This is a genomic window from Alkalihalobacillus phoenicis (assembly GCF_047302405.1).
GTDB lineage: Bacteria > Bacillota > Bacilli > Bacillales > Bacillaceae_D > Alkalihalobacillus.
This window is the reverse complement of record NZ_CP154853.1, coordinates 2,414,198-2,430,000: the sequence shown is the minus strand read 5'-3', so window position 1 is coordinate 2,430,000 and position 15,803 is coordinate 2,414,198. Positions and strand designations below refer to the sequence as shown.

Here is a 15,803-nt window from a genome sequence, read left to right as displayed (position 1 = left end):
AATGGATTTTAAACAGCATTTAACAACTGTAGAAGATTACCCAAAAGAAGGAATTAGCTTTATCGATATTACGACACTTATGCAAAACGGTGAAGTATATCGTGCAGCAATCAATGAAATGGCAAACTATGCAAAGGATAAAGAAGCTGACATTATCATTGGCCCAGAAGCTCGTGGTTTCGTTGTCGGATGTCCAATCGCTTATTCTTTAGAAAAAGGATTTGTGCCCGTCCGTAAAAAAGGAAAGTTACCGCGAGAGGTTATTTCTGTAGATTATGGTCTTGAATATGGCAAAGACTCATTAACGATCCACCGCGATGCGATCCAAAAAGGACAACGTGTTTTAATCGCTGATGACTTATTAGCAACAGGTGGAACAATCGAAGCAACAATTAAAATGGTGGAAGAACTAGGCGGAATCGTTGTCGGCATTGCCTTTCTAGTGGAATTAGGATATTTAGACGGCCGCGAGCGTTTAAATGGCTACGATCTCTTCTCATTAACAACATACGATAAATAAAAACAAAACACCAAGTAAGAACAGTCGTTAGGGTTTCATTAACTCTTTACGGCTGTTTTTTTGATATGGGCGAAGAAACGATGACCGTTGTCATTTGGTAGGGTATGTTGTGAAAAAAACGAGGAAAGCCGTCAAAAATCGTTTGGTCGGTAATGATGTAAAAAAAGAGAAAGGAACACCACCAAACGCACCTCACCATAATCTTATTTCTATTTTCTTCCTAAAGATATCCTTGATTTTTCCACAATGTCCATATTTGTTCTACTTTTTATATCATTTTTGATTGAATCCGACAAAATTCTTTTCTTTCTCTTTACATAGCTGTTAAACTTAAAGATAATAGAAGAAATATTGAATCAAACAGGTGATTCCATGACAATAGATCAAGTGTTAGAAAAAGCGAGTCAATATCTCGGGGAGAAGGACGTCGCTTTTTTACAAAAGGCTTATCTCTATGCAGAAAAAGCCCATTCCGGACAATATCGAAAATCGGGTGAACCATATATTTTACACCCCATACAAGTTGCCGGTATTATTATTGAGTTACAGCTTGACCCGAACACGGTTGCCGCTGCCTTTCTTCATGATGTCGTTGAAGATACAGATGTCAAGATTGAGGATATTGAAGAAGCGTTTAATGGACAAGTTGCGATGCTTGTTGATGGTGTTACAAAGCTGAAAAAGTTTAAATATAAGTCAAAGGAAGAACAGCAGGCAGAAAATCATCGCAAAATGTTGATCGCGATGGCAAAAGATATTCGTGTCATTATGATTAAATTAGCCGACCGATTGCATAATATGAGAACGCTCAAGTATATGCCGCCTGAGAAGCAAAGAGTGACTTCCAATGAAACATTAGAAATCTTTGCCCCACTTGCTCATCGTCTCGGGATTTCGACGATTAAATGGGAGCTAGAGGATACGGCTTTACGTTATTTAGATCCGCAGCAATATTATCGAATCGTTAATTTGATGAAGAAAAAACGGGCTGAGCGCGAGGAATATTTATCGGATGTAATGGAACGAATCGGCGGGGATTTGAAAGATGTTTATATTGATGCAGAGATGTCTGGGCGTCCAAAGCATATTTATAGCATCTATCGTAAAATGATTTTACAAAATAAGCAGTTTAATGAAATTTATGATTTGCTTGCGGTTAGGATTATCGTCAAAAATATTAAGGATTGTTATGCAGTATTAGGAGTGATCCATACATTATGGAAGCCGATGCCTGGTCGTTTCAAAGACTATATCGCTATGCCAAAAGCGAATATGTACCAGTCTTTACACACAACGGTCGTTGGACCGCATGGTGATCCGTTAGAAGTACAAATCCGAACAGATGAAATGCACCGCGTGGCGGAATTTGGGGTTGCTGCTCACTGGGCTTATAAAGAGGGAAAAGCGGTTGATCCTAAGTCAGATACGTTTGAAGATAAGCTTAGTTGGTTCCGTGATGTGATTGAGTCTCAAAACGATACAAATGATGCACAAGAATTTATGGAATCCTTAAAAATGGACCTTTTTTCTGATATGGTCTTTGTTTTTACACCAAAAGGTGATGTGATTGAGCTACCGCGGGGATCAGTGCCTTTAGATTTTGCTTATCGAATTCATAGTGAAATAGGGAATCGATGTATCGGGGCCAAGGTGAATGGCAAAATGGTTACGTTGGATCATGAGTTGAAAACGGGTGATATTGTCGATGTGATGACATCCAAACATTCCTATGGGCCAAGCCAGGATTGGATTAAAATTGCCCAATCCTCTCATGCTAGAAATAAGATTAAACAATGGTTCAAAAAAGAACGTCGGGAAGATAATATTATTAAAGGAAAAGAGACGATTGAGCGAGAAATTAAAGCTCTTGAGTTTGAACCAAAAGAAGTATTAACTCATGATAATGTTTTAGAAGTGGCAAATAAATTCAGCTTTGCGGGAGAAGAAGATATGTTTGCGGCGGTTGGTTATGGTGGCATTAGTGCGAAACAAATCGTCAATCGATTAACCGAAAAATTACGTAAGCAGTTGGATCAAGAAAATGAAGAGCAATCATTAGCGGAAGCTCTATCTGAAGTGCCTTCATTTACTCCTAAAAAGAAAATGAATTCGGGTGTTCGTGTCAAAGGTGTCGATAATTTATTAATTCGTTTATCACGCTGCTGTAACCCGGTCCCTGGTGATGAAATTGTAGGATATATTACGAAGGGACGAGGGGTATCGATTCATAGAGCCGATTGTTCAAATATGCAAAGCGATGACCTTGAATCCAGACTCCTACCGGTTGAATGGGAAGGGAATGTCAGTCAATCAAAGTCGTATAATGTTGATATCGAAATTACAGGCTTTGACCGTAATGGCATGTTAAATGAAGTCCTTCACGCAGTTACAGAATCAAGAACTTCCATTCATGCGGTTTCAGGTCGCTCGGATCATAGAAATAAAGTGGCGACGATTCATATGACGATATTAATTCGTAATGTTGATCATTTACAGAAGGTCGTTGATAAAATAAAGCAGATTAAAGATATTTATTCAGTCCGTAGAATCATGCATTAATGGGTAGTAGGGGTGTTGGAAAAGTGAAAGTCGTCTTACAACGTGTGAAGGAATCATCTGTAACTGTCAATGGTGAAATTGTAGGTCAAATTGGGAAAGGTTATATGCTTTTAGTTGGTATAACTCATGAGGATACTGAAGCTGATTTAGACTATTTAGTAGAAAAGATTATCCATCTTCGTATTTTTGAAGATGAGGCCGGCAAAATGAATGAATCACTCCTCCAAGTCGGTGGCGATATCTTATCGATTTCACAATTTACGCTTTATGGCGATACGAGAAAAGGGAGAAGACCGAACTTTATGTCAGCTGCTAAACCAGATATCGCGGAAGAGTTGTATGATCAATTTAATGAAAAACTTCGTCAAAAAGGTTTGAAGGTTGAAACAGGGATTTTTGGAGAAATGATGGATGTTGCGCTTGTAAATGATGGGCCGGTCACATTAATATTAGAAAGTCCAACGACTTAAAAATAGAACGGAACGTCGCCTAATTATACGGTGACGCTCTTTTTTATCCATTGTTATAAAAGAGGAAGTACAATGATAAGTGACCAAGGAACCAATTTAGGGAATGAATAATGTGTGTCTTGACCTAATGCCATAATTTTTTATGACTAATCTGTAAGTTTTCTTTTTGAGAAATGTGTGAAAGTATGCATTTTTGGAGATGCTATGGAAAACGTTTAAAAAGGAGACGATTTCATATGCGTGCAAGTCAAAACCATCAAATGCATCTACAACAGGCACAACCGATTTTTCATGTCGATTATCATAACTTTATTGAGAAGGAAGCTTTACAGACGAATTTTGAATTAGCACATGAATTTGGGGTTTCCTTAAGGGAAATAAAAATTTTAAAACAGAAGCTAATGAGAAATTAAACTATTGACATCGTCCCGATTCATTCGTATGATAGAAATCAATATTATGAATATTAACCATTCCATTGAAGAGGAATAGTAATCAAGATCCCGAATTTAAAAGAGAGGAGAGGTCGTGGCTGAGAGCCCTCCAAATTTGCCTTGATGAATGAACACCTTGGAGGAGTTTTTCTGAAACGATTTTTTTTCTTAGTAGGGGAAGACGTAAGTAGGCGTTAACTACTTGAAAGAGGAAGCGAGTTTTAGCTTCAATTAGGGTGGCACCACGGGAATTCAACTCTCGTCCCTGATGATTTAAGATCATCAGGGACGGGAGTTTTTTATTTTTTTAAAACAAAAGAGAAGCAAGCAATGTAGGAGGAAATGAGATGAATATTCAAATTCCACGCGGAACACAGGACATTTTGCCAGGCGATATTGAAATTTGGCAACATATCGAGGAAACGGCAAAAAAAGTGTGTGAACGTTATAATTATCAAGAAATTAGAACACCAATCTTTGAACATACGGAATTATTCCAAAGAGGTGTAGGGGATACGACAGACATCGTCCAAAAAGAAATGTATACGTTCACGGATCGGGGAGAGCGTAATTTGACTCTACGACCTGAGGGAACTGCTGGAGTTGTTCGTTCATTTGTAGAAAATAAATTATACGGTCAAGCAAATCAACCAACAAAATTATATTATACAGGCCCCATGTTTCGTTATGAACGACCGCAAGCAGGTCGGATGCGTCAATTTGTTCAATTTGGGGTTGAGGCTTTAGGGAGTGCTGACCCAGCGATTGATGCAGAGGTTTTAAGCTTGGTGATGAGAATTTATAAAGAACTTGGTGTTTCGAATTTAAAGCTTGTGGTGAATAGTCTAGGGGATTCAGAGAGTCGTACAGCGCACCGTCAAGCATTAATCGATCATTTTAAACCGAGCATTTCTGAATTTTGCTCAGATTGCCAAGGTCGATTAGAGAAAAATCCATTGAGAATTTTAGATTGTAAAAAGGATGCGGCTAACCCGTTGATGGATTCAGCCCCGTCGATTTTAGATTATTTAAATGAAGAATCAAGTCAATATTTTGAACAAGTCAAAAGCTATTTAGATGCGATTGAACTTCCTTATGAAGTCGATCCAACGTTAGTACGTGGTCTTGATTACTATAACCATACGGCTTTTGAATTAATGGCTGAAGGTGAAGGATTTGGAGCGATTACGACCCTTTGTGGAGGTGGACGCTATAATGGGCTTGTAGAAAGCTTAGGTGGCCCGTCTACACCAGGAATTGGCTTTGCCTTTAGTATCGAGCGTTTAATTATGGCATTAAAAGGCCAAAACAAAGTACCAGAAGTAGCCCAAAAGCTTGATTGTTATCTTGTCACATTAGGTGATAAGGCAAAGCTAAAATCAGTTGAACTGTTAGAACAATTACGAGCTGCTGGTATTAAAGTGGATAAGGATTATTTAGATAAAAAGATGAAGGCACAATTTAAAGCGGCTGACCGTTTGCAAGCAGCTTTCACCGCTGTACTTGGGGATGATGAATTAGCTAATAACATCATTAATGTGAAAAATATGGAAACCGGCGCTCAAGAACAAGTAGAATTAGACAAACTAACTTTATATATAGAGAAACATATTCAGGGAGGAAAATAGAGATGACTGTACGCACACATAGTGGCACTATTGATGAAACAAAAGTAGGAGAGAAGGTTTTACTTAGAGGCTGGGTTCAAAAACGTCGTGACTTAGGGCAGGTAGTTTTCCTTGATATTCGCGATTGTTCTGGACTCGTTCAAGTTGTATTCAGTCAAGAAATTAACAGTGAGGCACTTGCGATTGCTGAACGTGCTCGTAATGAATATGTACTTGAAGTGGAAGGAACTGTTGTTGCGAGAAATGAAAATACGATTAATGAAAAGATTGCAACAGGCAAAATTGAAGTGCATGCACAAAGTGTTCAAATTTTAAATGCATCAAAATCACTACCATTTCAAATTGAAGCAAACACAGACGCTTCTGAGGACATCCGTTTAAAATATCGTTACCTTGACCTACGTCGTCCAGACATGCAAGAAACATTTAAACTACGTCACCAAACGACAAAATTGATTCGTAACTTTTTAGATGAACAAACATTTATGGAAATCGAAACACCGATGCTGACTAAAAGCACACCTGAAGGAGCTCGTGACTATTTAGTTCCTAGTCGTGTTCATCCTGGTGAGTTTTACGCATTGCCACAATCACCGCAAATTTTTAAACAGCTATTAATGGTGTCCGGTTTTGAGCGTTATTATCAAATTGTTCGCTGTTTCCGTGACGAGGATTTACGTGCAGACCGTCAGCCAGAATTTACACAAATTGATATTGAAACTTCATTTATGGATAAAGAAGAATTGCTAGCGATAACAGAAACAATGATGGCGAAAGTCATGAAAGAAGTGAAAGGTTTGGACGTGACGTTACCATTCCCTCGTTTAACGTATGACGATGCAATGAATCGTTATGGATTAGATAAACCAGACACGCGCTTTGGGATGGAGTTAATTGATTTAACAGAAGCATTAAAGGACACGGAATTTAAAGTGTTTAAATCTGCTTTAACAACTGGTGGAACGGTTAAAGGACTTAATCTTGAAGGTGGAGCGGATAAGTTTTCGCGTAAAGAAATTGATGCTTTAACGGACTTTGTTAAACAATATGGAGCAAAAGGTCTTGCTTGGTTAAAAGTAGAAGAAGAAGGATTAAAAGGACCAATTGCTAAATTCTTTACGGATGAACAGACTTCAGCATTAATGGAAACGATGAATGCGAAAGTCGGCGATTTATTATTTTTTGGGGCAGATAAAAAACAAGTTGTGTTCGATAGTTTAGGTGCACTTCGTTTAAAATTTGGTAAGCAGTTTAACTTAATTGATGAATCAAAATACAACTTCCTATGGGTAGTCGACTTCCCACTTGTTGAATTTGATGAAGATGCGAAACGTTTTGTTGCACTTCACCATCCGTTCACAAGCCCGAAAAAAGAAGACATGGAATTGCTTGCGACAGACCCAGCAAATGTCCGTGCCGATGCTTATGATTTAGTATTGAATGGTTATGAGTTAGGTGGAGGTTCACAACGTATTTATCAACGTGATGTCCAAGAAAAAATGTTTAATGCTCTTGGGTTTACACCAGAAGGGGCAAAAGAAGAGTTCGGATTCTTATTAGAAGCGTTTGAATATGGAACACCTCCACATGGTGGAATTGCTCTTGGGTTAGACCGATTTGTTATGCTGCTTGCAGGGCGTCATAATTTACGTGATACGATTGCCTTCCCGAAAACAGCTAGTGCAAGTGACTTATTAACAAATGCTCCAAGTCATGTAAGTCTTGAGCAGTTACTTGATCTAAATTTATCTGTGATTGCGAAAAAAACGGAAAAGGTACTTTAGGGAAAAATTGGATTGACAAACTAAATTCTTTTCCTTTATAATCGTAATAACTTTAAAACGACAATTAAACTTATCTAGAGTGGCGGAGGGGACTGACCCGAAGAAGCCCGGCAACCTATTTGCGTGCCAAGCAAATAAAGGTGCTACATTCAGCAGGATGCTAGTCATTCTGAAAGATAAGAAAAGGCCAAAAAAACCTTTCCTTATTGGAAAGGTTTTTTTACTTATTAAGCGAGTATTTGTGAGAGAGGGGCCAGGAAGATGAAAATAGGGTTAATTGGTTTTGGCACAGTAGGAAAAGGAGTTGCAGACCGAATTGAGGCGACAAGAGAACAACTACAAGCAAAATTTGGTCAGGAGATTACAATCGAAGGAATTTTGATTAAAAATAGAAATCAGTACGTAGAGAATGAACATGCCACAGTGATAACAAATGATTGGACTGAATTTTGCCAAAAATGTGATTATGACATTATTTTTGAAGCGATTGGTGGACTTGAACCGGCCTTCTCCTATACGGAATATTTTTTAGAAAAAGGGACACCTGTGATTACCGCGAATAAACAACTTGTAGCTGAATACGGGGAACTTTTAGAAGATATTGCGACACGAAATCAGACTTATTACGGTTATGAAGCCGCTGTTGCAGGAGGAATTCCAATTATTAATGTGATAAAAGGATTACTAACAACGACACTTGTCACAAAAGTGAGTGGAATCTTGAACGGGACAACGAATTATATTTTGACAGAAATGAAAGAAAAAGGCTTGTCCTTTGCAGAGGCACTAAAGGCGGCTCAAGAGCTTGGTTACGCTGAAAGTGACCCGACCGATGATATAGAAGGGTATGATGCTTCATATAAAATTCGAATTTTAGCAAAATGTTGTTTCGGGTTTTGGATCAACCGTGAGAATGTGACAAGAAGAGGAATGGATGAGATGAAAGATTGGCAAATAGAATTAGCGGAACGGCTTGGTTTAACATTAAAAATAGTCGGGGAAGCAACGTTGTTTTCGGGTGAAATAAAGGCCGAAGTAGCTCCTGTTTTTTTTACAGAAGAAGAGGCGTTTTCAAAAATTTCTGGGGTGACTAACGCAGTTAAAGTACAAGGGCCAACAATTGGGGAATTAACCTTTACTGGACCAGGTGCTGGAAAGGAAGCCACGGCAAATAGCATGATTGAGGATTTTCTTTTTCATACCGATTTTCGAGGACATAGAAGCGGCTGGAATGGCTCTCCTGTATTAGAGGTTAGAGAAGATAGTACATCACTTGTTTTTAATTCTAATCCGACTGACCTTCAAATCGAGGAGTTACTCCATCCAGAAGCTAAAATTATTTACAGAGAAAAAAGTCCAGATGGAGAGACAGTTATCGTGACAGGGCAACCTGAATTCAAACATGAGTCGGTTCAGGTGATCAAAATAGAAGGCTCACTTGATAATATTCATATGAATCGCTCACTCGAACTCAGCCGTCTCACTTCTTAATTTTTTAAATACATCAATAAATAAATGAGGTTCTGAACGAATATGGAAGGTCCGTACACCTTGTGTTGTGTGTAAATATAAATAACCGATCGCCTTCTCTTCTTTTAATCGGTAGGAAATATCTAAAATCGATTTAATCGGAAATCGTTCATTTTTTGCGATAATGGAGTCCTTATTTATCAGGAGATCAAAGGAGGTTTCAACGATTTTTTTTTCGATTAAACCAATCTCTTGTTTAATTTGAATACATCGTTGCTTGGCTAGTGGTTCCATCTCTTCATTCACTTCCTTAGAATTAAAATAGGTTGAATCTTCCTTGTTTTGCTAATAATACTGTACCATAGCAAAAGCAAGTGTTCCAAATAGGATAATAGTTTGAATATTAAAAAAATCATTGAATGAATGGAGCTTGCGCTGTATAATAAGCATTAAGAAACAGAAATCCTGTGATGTTCGTTATCTTTAAACGTTTTGAGCCAACGTTTTTTGATCGGGAGCATATATGTTGCTTTTTGGATTACAAGCCTAAACGATTAGGACTTAAGAAGAAAAGCACAGGGCACCCACCTGCTGGAGCAGGTTCAAAGCTTTAGTTGAATACGGCATACACGGGATTTCTGTCCTACATAATGATGATAGAGATATAAGCTATCTTTTTTGGGAGGAATAGTACCAAAATGGGATAGTTTTTTTGTTTGCGGATTGTTGGGCAAGTCTTGAAAGTCTCGAAATATGAACAAGCACAAGAAGTTACATAGCTTCATGTGCTTTTTTAATTGGTGAAAAATGGAGCTGGAATTATTCGCTGGCATTTTTATGTCTCTTTTGGACGAGCTATTAATTTTTGTGCCTTATCCATTTTGAATAAAATAGTTCCAAACACCATTTTGTTTCTTTTTAACGACTTGATCGTTATTCTCTAAATAATCTAAGTGCCCAATGATTTCAGACATTACGAGTGAAAACTGGGAGGAGTAGCGGTGCTCATACATCTCTAAGGCAAGGGCATTTCCGGTGTTCACTCCTACTTTTATATATTCTAATAATCTATTTGCTTTTTGGTCGATTCCAGTGATACGTTGCCTAATAAGGTCATGCGGGTTCGTAATTATTGAGCCATGACCAGAGTAAACCTTTTTTAAAGGCAACTGCAAACATTTTTCTAAAGAATGTTTATGCTCGACAAGCGTCAGTATCTTCTCTCCGTCTAAATTAGGCTCAACAATCGCATTACTCGATATATGCTCAATTAATAAATCTCCTCCAAATAATACTTCCTCATCCCTTTTATAAAAAGCGACTTGATCCGGAGAGTGTCCAGGAAAATCAATAACTTCAAACCCTTCATATTGATCTGGCATCCGAGTTAAATCTGCTTGAATGGCATTTGCTTGGTTTTTGACAAGGGACTCTTTTAAATAGCTCACTTGGTTTTCTCCAGCTAAACCACAACCCATTTCTTGATAAAGTTCTTTAAAGAATTGAATACGGCGTTGCAAAAAACGAGGCTCTCTTTTTAATCTTGGAAAAGCTTCAGGATGAACATAAATAGGAATGGCATTCGTTTTAGCAATATAATTAACCAACCCAACATGATCGATATGGTGATGGGTTAAAAGAATAGCTGTTAGATCGTTCAATGAAAAGCCATACTGATGTAAATTCTTTTCAAAATGTTCAACAAAACTGGGAGCATTAAAGCCTGCATCAATAAGTAAGAGTGAACGTTCTGTTTTCACAAGGTAGAAATTAATCGATTTTAAATTGGATGGATGTTTTATTTCAATTGGAAAAATTTGATATTTTTTCATTGTACCTCCTTTTTTTTAGCGGGTAATTCATTATGTAATAAACACGAAAATTTATTATTCGTAATGATTCAAAATAGGAAAAATACAGAAAATACTTATCTTTTATAGTAAAGGACAACTTAATAAAAATCAATTTAAGAAATAAATGTTTTATTTTTGCAACGAAAGTTTAAAAAAGCTATTGAAATTCAGAATGTTTAGATATATTATAAAATTCAGATACAGAACTTTAATCAAGACTTGATTTTTGAAAGCGTATTCATGAAAAGGGAGGATTTTAATAATGAAAAAGTCACCGATTTTATTTGTCACAATGTTTCTTTTGGTATTCTTTCTAATGGCCTGTGGTAATAGTGCAATTCAAAGTACTGGTTCTTCGAATGAACAGCCAAGTAATAATGGTTCAAATGAAGAAACGGATGAGCAAGAAGTTGTTAAGATTGGAAGTATTTTACCTTTCTCGGGTGTCTACGCTTCGCTTGGAAAGGATTTATCTGATGGAATGAAACTGTATTTTGATGAAGTAGATTGGGAAGCTGCGGGTGTGAAGATTGAAATGATTGAGGAGGACACGGAAGCAGATCCTCAAGTAGCTTTAAGAAGGCTACGAAAATTAATGGATCAAGATCAGATTGATATATTGACAGGTGCGGTTAGTACAGCAGTCGCTTATGCGGTCCGTGATGAAGTAGATTCAAATCAGTTACCATATTTGGCTTCTCATGCGGGGGGGAATGATTTAACAAGAGCTCAAAGAAGTGATTATATTTGGCGCTCTTCGTTTTCCTCATGGCAAATAGGTCATTCAATGGGGGCATGGGCTTACGAGAATATTGGTGAAAAGATTTATATGGCTGCTGCGGATTATGCATTTGGGCGCGAAGTATCGGCTGCATTTAAAGAGGCTTATGAAGCGGCCGGGGGTGAAATCGTTGGTGAAGTGTATCCGCCACTAGGGAATAATGATTATGCCTCTTATTTAACAACGATTGGTTCAGCGGAAGCAGATGGAGTTTATGGATTTTTTGCAGGAAGTGATGCGGTGCGATTTGTTCAACAATATGAACAATACGGTTTAAAGGAACGTTTTCCTTTAATTGGTTCAGGTTGGCTTGTTGCTGAAGATTTACGAGAGTCGATTGGAATGGCAGCTGAAGGGGCTTTTGTCTCTACTTTTTGGGACTACAATTTAGAAACAGCAGAAAACCAAGAGTTTGTGACAGCTTATGAAGAAGCTTATGACCGTCGACCAACCATTGAATCATTAGAAGGCTATGATGCAGCAAGGATCATTGTTGAAGCTATAACGGCTCTTGATGGTGATGTAAAAGATCCAGACAAAATCGTTGAGGCAATTTCAGAAGTTGAATTTGTTAGCCCACGAGGACCAATCAAGTTTGATCAGGACACTCATCACATTATTCAAAACCTTTATATTACGGAAACAGTAGTCGAGGGCGACAGAACAGAAAATAAAATATTGGAAACCGTGGAGTCTGTCCAAGATCCGGGGGAATAAGTGTTCAAAATGGTAGTATCGGTGGGGGCGAGTCTTGCCCCCAGCTAGTAAATGCTTGATCAATAGATAGAGAGGGGTATTGATGTGGATATTATCGGAGCACAGTTAGTGAATGGATTATCATACGGACTGTTGTTATTTATTATTACTTGTGGACTTTCCTTGGTTTTTGGAATATTAGGGGTTTTGAATTTAGCACATGGATCCTTGTATATGTTTGGTGCTTATATCGCTTATTCCTTAACCGCAACCTTTTCGCAAAGTTTTTGGTTGGCACTCATTATCGCCCCTCTAATTGTTGCTTTAATTGCATTGGTCGTGGAACGAGTTTTACTGCGCCCAACGTATCAACTCGGTCACCTGTCTCAAGTATTGCTTACGTTTGGTTTAGCGTATGTTTTCCATGATATCGCCTCTATTATATGGGGATCGAATGTCTTAACGATTGTTGTACCGGAAGTTTTTTCTGGTTCAATCTCGTTGTTTAATCAGGTTTTTCCAGTTTATCGTTTAGTCGTTATTCTTGTCGGAATATTAATCGCTGCTATTTTATGGTATATCCAGAGCCGAACAAGGTGGGGAGCGATTATCCGTGCTGGCTTAAGTGATAAGGATATGGTTGGGGCATTAGGTGTCAATATTAAGCTAGTATTTACGGTTGTCTTTGTGATTGGAGGACTGTTAGCAGGTTTTGGCGGTGTTGTAGCAGCCCCCATTTTAGGCATTTATCCTAGTATGGAGTTCCAAACACTTATTTTAGCTTTAGTTGTGTTAGTTATTGGTGGGCTTGGTTCAATTGCGGGTACACTTGTAGCAAGTATACTTGTCGGCATTGTTGAAACTTTTAGCCGGTTTTTATTCCCTGAACTTAGTATGTTTCTCATTTTTGGCTTAATGGCGGTTGTTTTAGTCGTCAAACCAAATGGATTATTAGGAAAGAAGGTGGCCTAAATGAAAACATTCGTTTCCTTTGTGGCTGTTCTTGTTTTATTAGGTTTAGCGCCGTTTGTTTTATCGTTGTTTCATATTAATCTTCTTTCAGAAATTTTAATTTTAGCCATTTTTGCTTTAAGTTTAAACATCCTCGTAGGTTATACGGGTCTCGTTTCTTTAGGTCATGCTGCTTTTTTTGGAGTTGGAGCATATACGGCAGCATTAACCGCACAAAACCTATCGAGTAATTTATTTGTAACCATTGGTTTAGCTATTATTTGTTCTCTTATTGTCGCAGCCGTTATCGGAATCTTTTGTATGAAAGTAAGTGGATTTTATTTTCTAATGCTGACGCTCGCTTTTTCGCAAATGATTTATTCGTTTGTTTATCAATCGACGACGTTAACAGGTGGTTCAAATGGATTAGCAGGCATTCCGAGGGCAAGTATTGGCGATTTTCAATTTGGGAATCCGGTTCTCATTTTCTATCTCATTCTCGCAGTCTTTATGCTCGCTTATTTTGGTTTACGCCTGTTTGTTCAATCGCCATTTGGCCAAGTGTTGATTGGTATACGTGAAAATGAAACTCGAGTCAAATCAATGGGCTATAATACTAGCTTATATAAATACTTTGCGTTTATTATTGCTGGTGCAATCGGTGGTTTAGCCGGCTCATTATATACATTTTTTAACGGATTTATAGCTCCGAGCGATGTGTATTGGACGATGTCAGGTGCTGTTCTCATTATGGTTTTAATAGGGGGATCAGGTACAATGCTTGGACCTGTTCTTGGTGCCGCTTTGATTGTGACGATGGAAACGGTTATTAGTTCATACACAAATTCATGGATGTTAATAATCGGGGCAACCTTTATCATTTTTGTTATTTTCTTTCCAAAAGGATTAGTAGGTATTGGTCAATCTATTTATCATTTGTTTATGAAAAATAAAGGGCAGAGTAAGTCAGATAATAAATCAGAAGCCGCTTAACATTTTTAAACGAAATTGGCGGATAGACAAATGCATGAGCGATAAGGAAGGGTGTTTCTGATGAAAAAAAGAGCGACATTAACAGTAGATGGTGTCGGAAAAAGCTTCGGTGGTCTTCATATTTTAAAGGATATTTCTTTAGAGGTTTATAAAGGAGAACGGATTGGGATTATTGGTCCGAATGGTGCAGGAAAAACAACTTTTTTTAATTTACTTACAGGTGATTTGCCACCGAGTAAGGGAGAAATCTATCATAATGAAAAAAAGATTACGAAGTTGCCTAACTATAAGCGAACACGTCAAGGCATGGTCCGAACTTTTCAAAAGAATAATCTCTTAAATGAACTCTCTGTTTTAGATAATTTATTATTAACATTACAGCGCAAATTAGGCTATGGTTATGTTTGGTATAAAATGAGAAATGAAAAAAAGTACAAAGCTATCTATGAAGAAGCCCATCAGTTATTAGAAAAGTGGGGACTTAAACACCGGACGAATGCAATTGTTAAAAATTTGTCTTACGGGGAACAAAGGCAAATCGAAATTTTGCTAGGGGTCGCCCTAGAGCCCCAAATCTTATTATTGGATGAACCGACGGCTGGGATGTCGCAATCAGAAACGGATTATATTGTTGACTTATTATATAAGTTACCAAAGGATTTAACTTTATTAATTATTGAACATGATTTGGACGTTGTTTTTGGGATTGCTGATCGGATGGTCGTTTTATATGATGGGGGTGTTTTAGTTGAAGGAAGCCCGGAAATGGTTCGAAATGACCCGAAAGTGAATCAAATCTATATTGGGAGTGAGGAGGAGCAAATATGTTAGAAGTGAAAGACTTGCATACGTATTACGGGGAAAGTCATATTTTGCACGGAGTATCCTTACAAGTGAAAGAGAGTTCTGTTTCGATTCTTTTGGGGAGAAATGGAATGGGAAAAACGACAACGATTCACTCCATTATCGGATTAGTTCCACCTAAATACGGGCAGGTCACTTTAAATGGTGAGGAGTTGCAAGCAAAACCGAGCTATCAAATTTCTAAAACGGGAGTTGGACTCGTTCCCCAAGGCAGAAGAATTTTTCCGAATTTAACTGTAAAGGAAAACTTGTTGACGACCCACAGGCCAGTTAAAGATGGGTGGACAATCAATAAAATATTTGAGCTGTTTCCAAGGTTAAAAGAACGGGAAACGTCAATGGGCGGCAACTTGAGCGGTGGCGAACAACAGATGCTTTCGATTGGGAGAGCTCTGTTAACTAATCCAAAAGTACTGTTGCTCGATGAACCATCTGAAGGCCTTTCACCGATTATGGTGAAGGAAGTTGTAAATATTATTAAACAATTGAAAATGAGAGGGTTATCGATGCTTTTAGTCGAACAAAATGTCTCGATGGCGTTAGAACTCGCAGATCATGTCTATGTTTTAAATAAAGGGAAAGTCGTCTTCGATGGTACAGCCGAAGAATTTAGCCCAACAATCAGACATGAGCTCTTGTCATTGAGCTCATAGTAAGAGAGGGACACGTTATATCGGCTTCCGCCCACGAAATCGCCAATGCTTTCCACGCGTGAGCTTGAGCCTCGCAGCATTCTGTATCTATTGTCTGCTAGTCAAACTGAATATGAAAACGGAGAATGGTAAAGAGATATGAGGATG

At 38.0% G+C, this 15,803-nt stretch carries 14 protein-coding genes, 1 other RNA gene, 1 riboswitch and 1 other annotated feature; of the genes, 13 read left to right on the top strand and 2 right to left on the bottom strand.

What is annotated here, in order from left to right:
* The first annotated feature begins 1 nt into the window (after position 1).
* The 7 genes from AA0017_RS11670 (at position 2) to AA0017_RS11640 (ending at position 8,886) form a co-directional block, all read left to right on the top strand.
* The gene (locus AA0017_RS11670) at positions 2-520 is read left to right on the top strand and encodes an adenine phosphoribosyltransferase (protein ID WP_413382279.1); all 519 of its coding nucleotides are present in this window, start codon (positions 2-4) and stop codon (positions 518-520) included.
* Positions 521-892: 372 nt separating this feature from the next.
* A complete protein-coding gene (locus AA0017_RS11665) occupies positions 893-3,079 on the top strand; it encodes a RelA/SpoT family protein (protein ID WP_413382276.1) in 2,187 nt (728 codons plus the stop codon).
* Positions 3,080-3,102: 23 nt separating this feature from the next.
* Positions 3,103-3,549, top strand: a complete 447-nt coding sequence (dtd, locus tag AA0017_RS11660) for a D-aminoacyl-tRNA deacylase (protein WP_413382273.1) — start codon at positions 3,103-3,105, stop codon at positions 3,547-3,549.
* A 236-nt stretch (positions 3,550-3,785) separates the two neighbouring features.
* Positions 3,786-3,962: a hypothetical protein gene (locus AA0017_RS11655; RefSeq protein WP_413382270.1), complete on the top strand. Its 177-nt coding sequence runs from the start codon at positions 3,786-3,788 to the stop codon at positions 3,960-3,962.
* A gap of 56 nt (positions 3,963-4,018) precedes the next feature.
* Positions 4,019-4,253, top strand: a binding site (T-box leader).
* Between the two features lie 77 nt (positions 4,254-4,330).
* Complete coding sequence (gene hisS / locus AA0017_RS11650; protein WP_413382267.1) at positions 4,331-5,611, top strand: histidine--tRNA ligase; 1,281 nt, start codon at positions 4,331-4,333, stop codon at positions 5,609-5,611.
* Between the two features lie 2 nt (positions 5,612-5,613).
* Entirely contained in the window at positions 5,614-7,395 is a 1,782-nt protein-coding gene (gene aspS / locus AA0017_RS11645) for an aspartate--tRNA ligase (protein ID WP_413382264.1), read from the top strand.
* Positions 7,396-7,462: 67 nt separating this feature from the next.
* A riboswitch (SAM riboswitch) is annotated at positions 7,463-7,578 on the top strand.
* A 78-nt stretch (positions 7,579-7,656) separates the two neighbouring features.
* Entirely contained in the window at positions 7,657-8,886 is a 1,230-nt protein-coding gene (locus AA0017_RS11640) for a homoserine dehydrogenase (RefSeq protein WP_413382261.1), read from the top strand.
* Here AA0017_RS11640 and AA0017_RS11635 read toward each other — a convergent pair.
* On the bottom strand, positions 8,857-9,159 hold the full coding sequence (locus tag AA0017_RS11635; protein ID WP_413382259.1) for a hypothetical protein: 303 nt from the start codon (positions 9,157-9,159) through the stop codon (positions 8,857-8,859). The two genes, AA0017_RS11640 and AA0017_RS11635, sit on opposite strands and share 30 nt — an antisense overlap.
* Before the next feature lie 165 nt (positions 9,160-9,324).
* Between AA0017_RS11635 and ssrS the strand changes: the two genes are divergently transcribed.
* Positions 9,325-9,505, top strand: a non-coding RNA gene (gene ssrS / locus AA0017_RS11630) — 6S RNA.
* A gap of 232 nt (positions 9,506-9,737) precedes the next feature.
* Here ssrS and AA0017_RS11625 read toward each other — a convergent pair.
* A complete protein-coding gene (locus AA0017_RS11625; RefSeq protein ID WP_413382256.1) occupies positions 9,738-10,697 on the bottom strand; it encodes an MBL fold metallo-hydrolase in 960 nt (319 codons plus the stop codon).
* Between the two features lie 283 nt (positions 10,698-10,980).
* Here AA0017_RS11625 and AA0017_RS11620 point away from each other — a divergent pair, with 283 nt between their 5' ends.
* From AA0017_RS11620 to AA0017_RS11600, 5 genes are all read left to right on the top strand, one after another.
* A complete protein-coding gene (locus AA0017_RS11620) occupies positions 10,981-12,216 on the top strand; it encodes an ABC transporter substrate-binding protein (protein WP_413382252.1) in 1,236 nt (411 codons plus the stop codon).
* An 84-nt stretch (positions 12,217-12,300) separates the two neighbouring features.
* A complete protein-coding gene (locus AA0017_RS11615) occupies positions 12,301-13,167 on the top strand; it encodes a branched-chain amino acid ABC transporter permease (RefSeq protein ID WP_413382249.1) in 867 nt (288 codons plus the stop codon).
* Positions 13,168-14,139, top strand: coding sequence for a branched-chain amino acid ABC transporter permease (locus AA0017_RS11610; RefSeq protein WP_413382246.1), 972 nt, complete (start codon positions 13,168-13,170; stop codon positions 14,137-14,139). It abuts the gene before it with no gap.
* A gap of 60 nt (positions 14,140-14,199) precedes the next feature.
* The gene (locus AA0017_RS11605) at positions 14,200-14,970 is read left to right on the top strand and encodes an ABC transporter ATP-binding protein (protein WP_413382243.1); all 771 of its coding nucleotides are present in this window, start codon (positions 14,200-14,202) and stop codon (positions 14,968-14,970) included.
* Positions 14,964-15,656: an ABC transporter ATP-binding protein gene (locus AA0017_RS11600; protein ID WP_413382240.1), complete on the top strand. Its 693-nt coding sequence runs from the start codon at positions 14,964-14,966 to the stop codon at positions 15,654-15,656. Before AA0017_RS11605 ends, AA0017_RS11600 begins: the two co-directional genes overlap by 7 nt.
* The last annotated feature ends 147 nt before the right edge of the window (positions 15,657-15,803 follow it).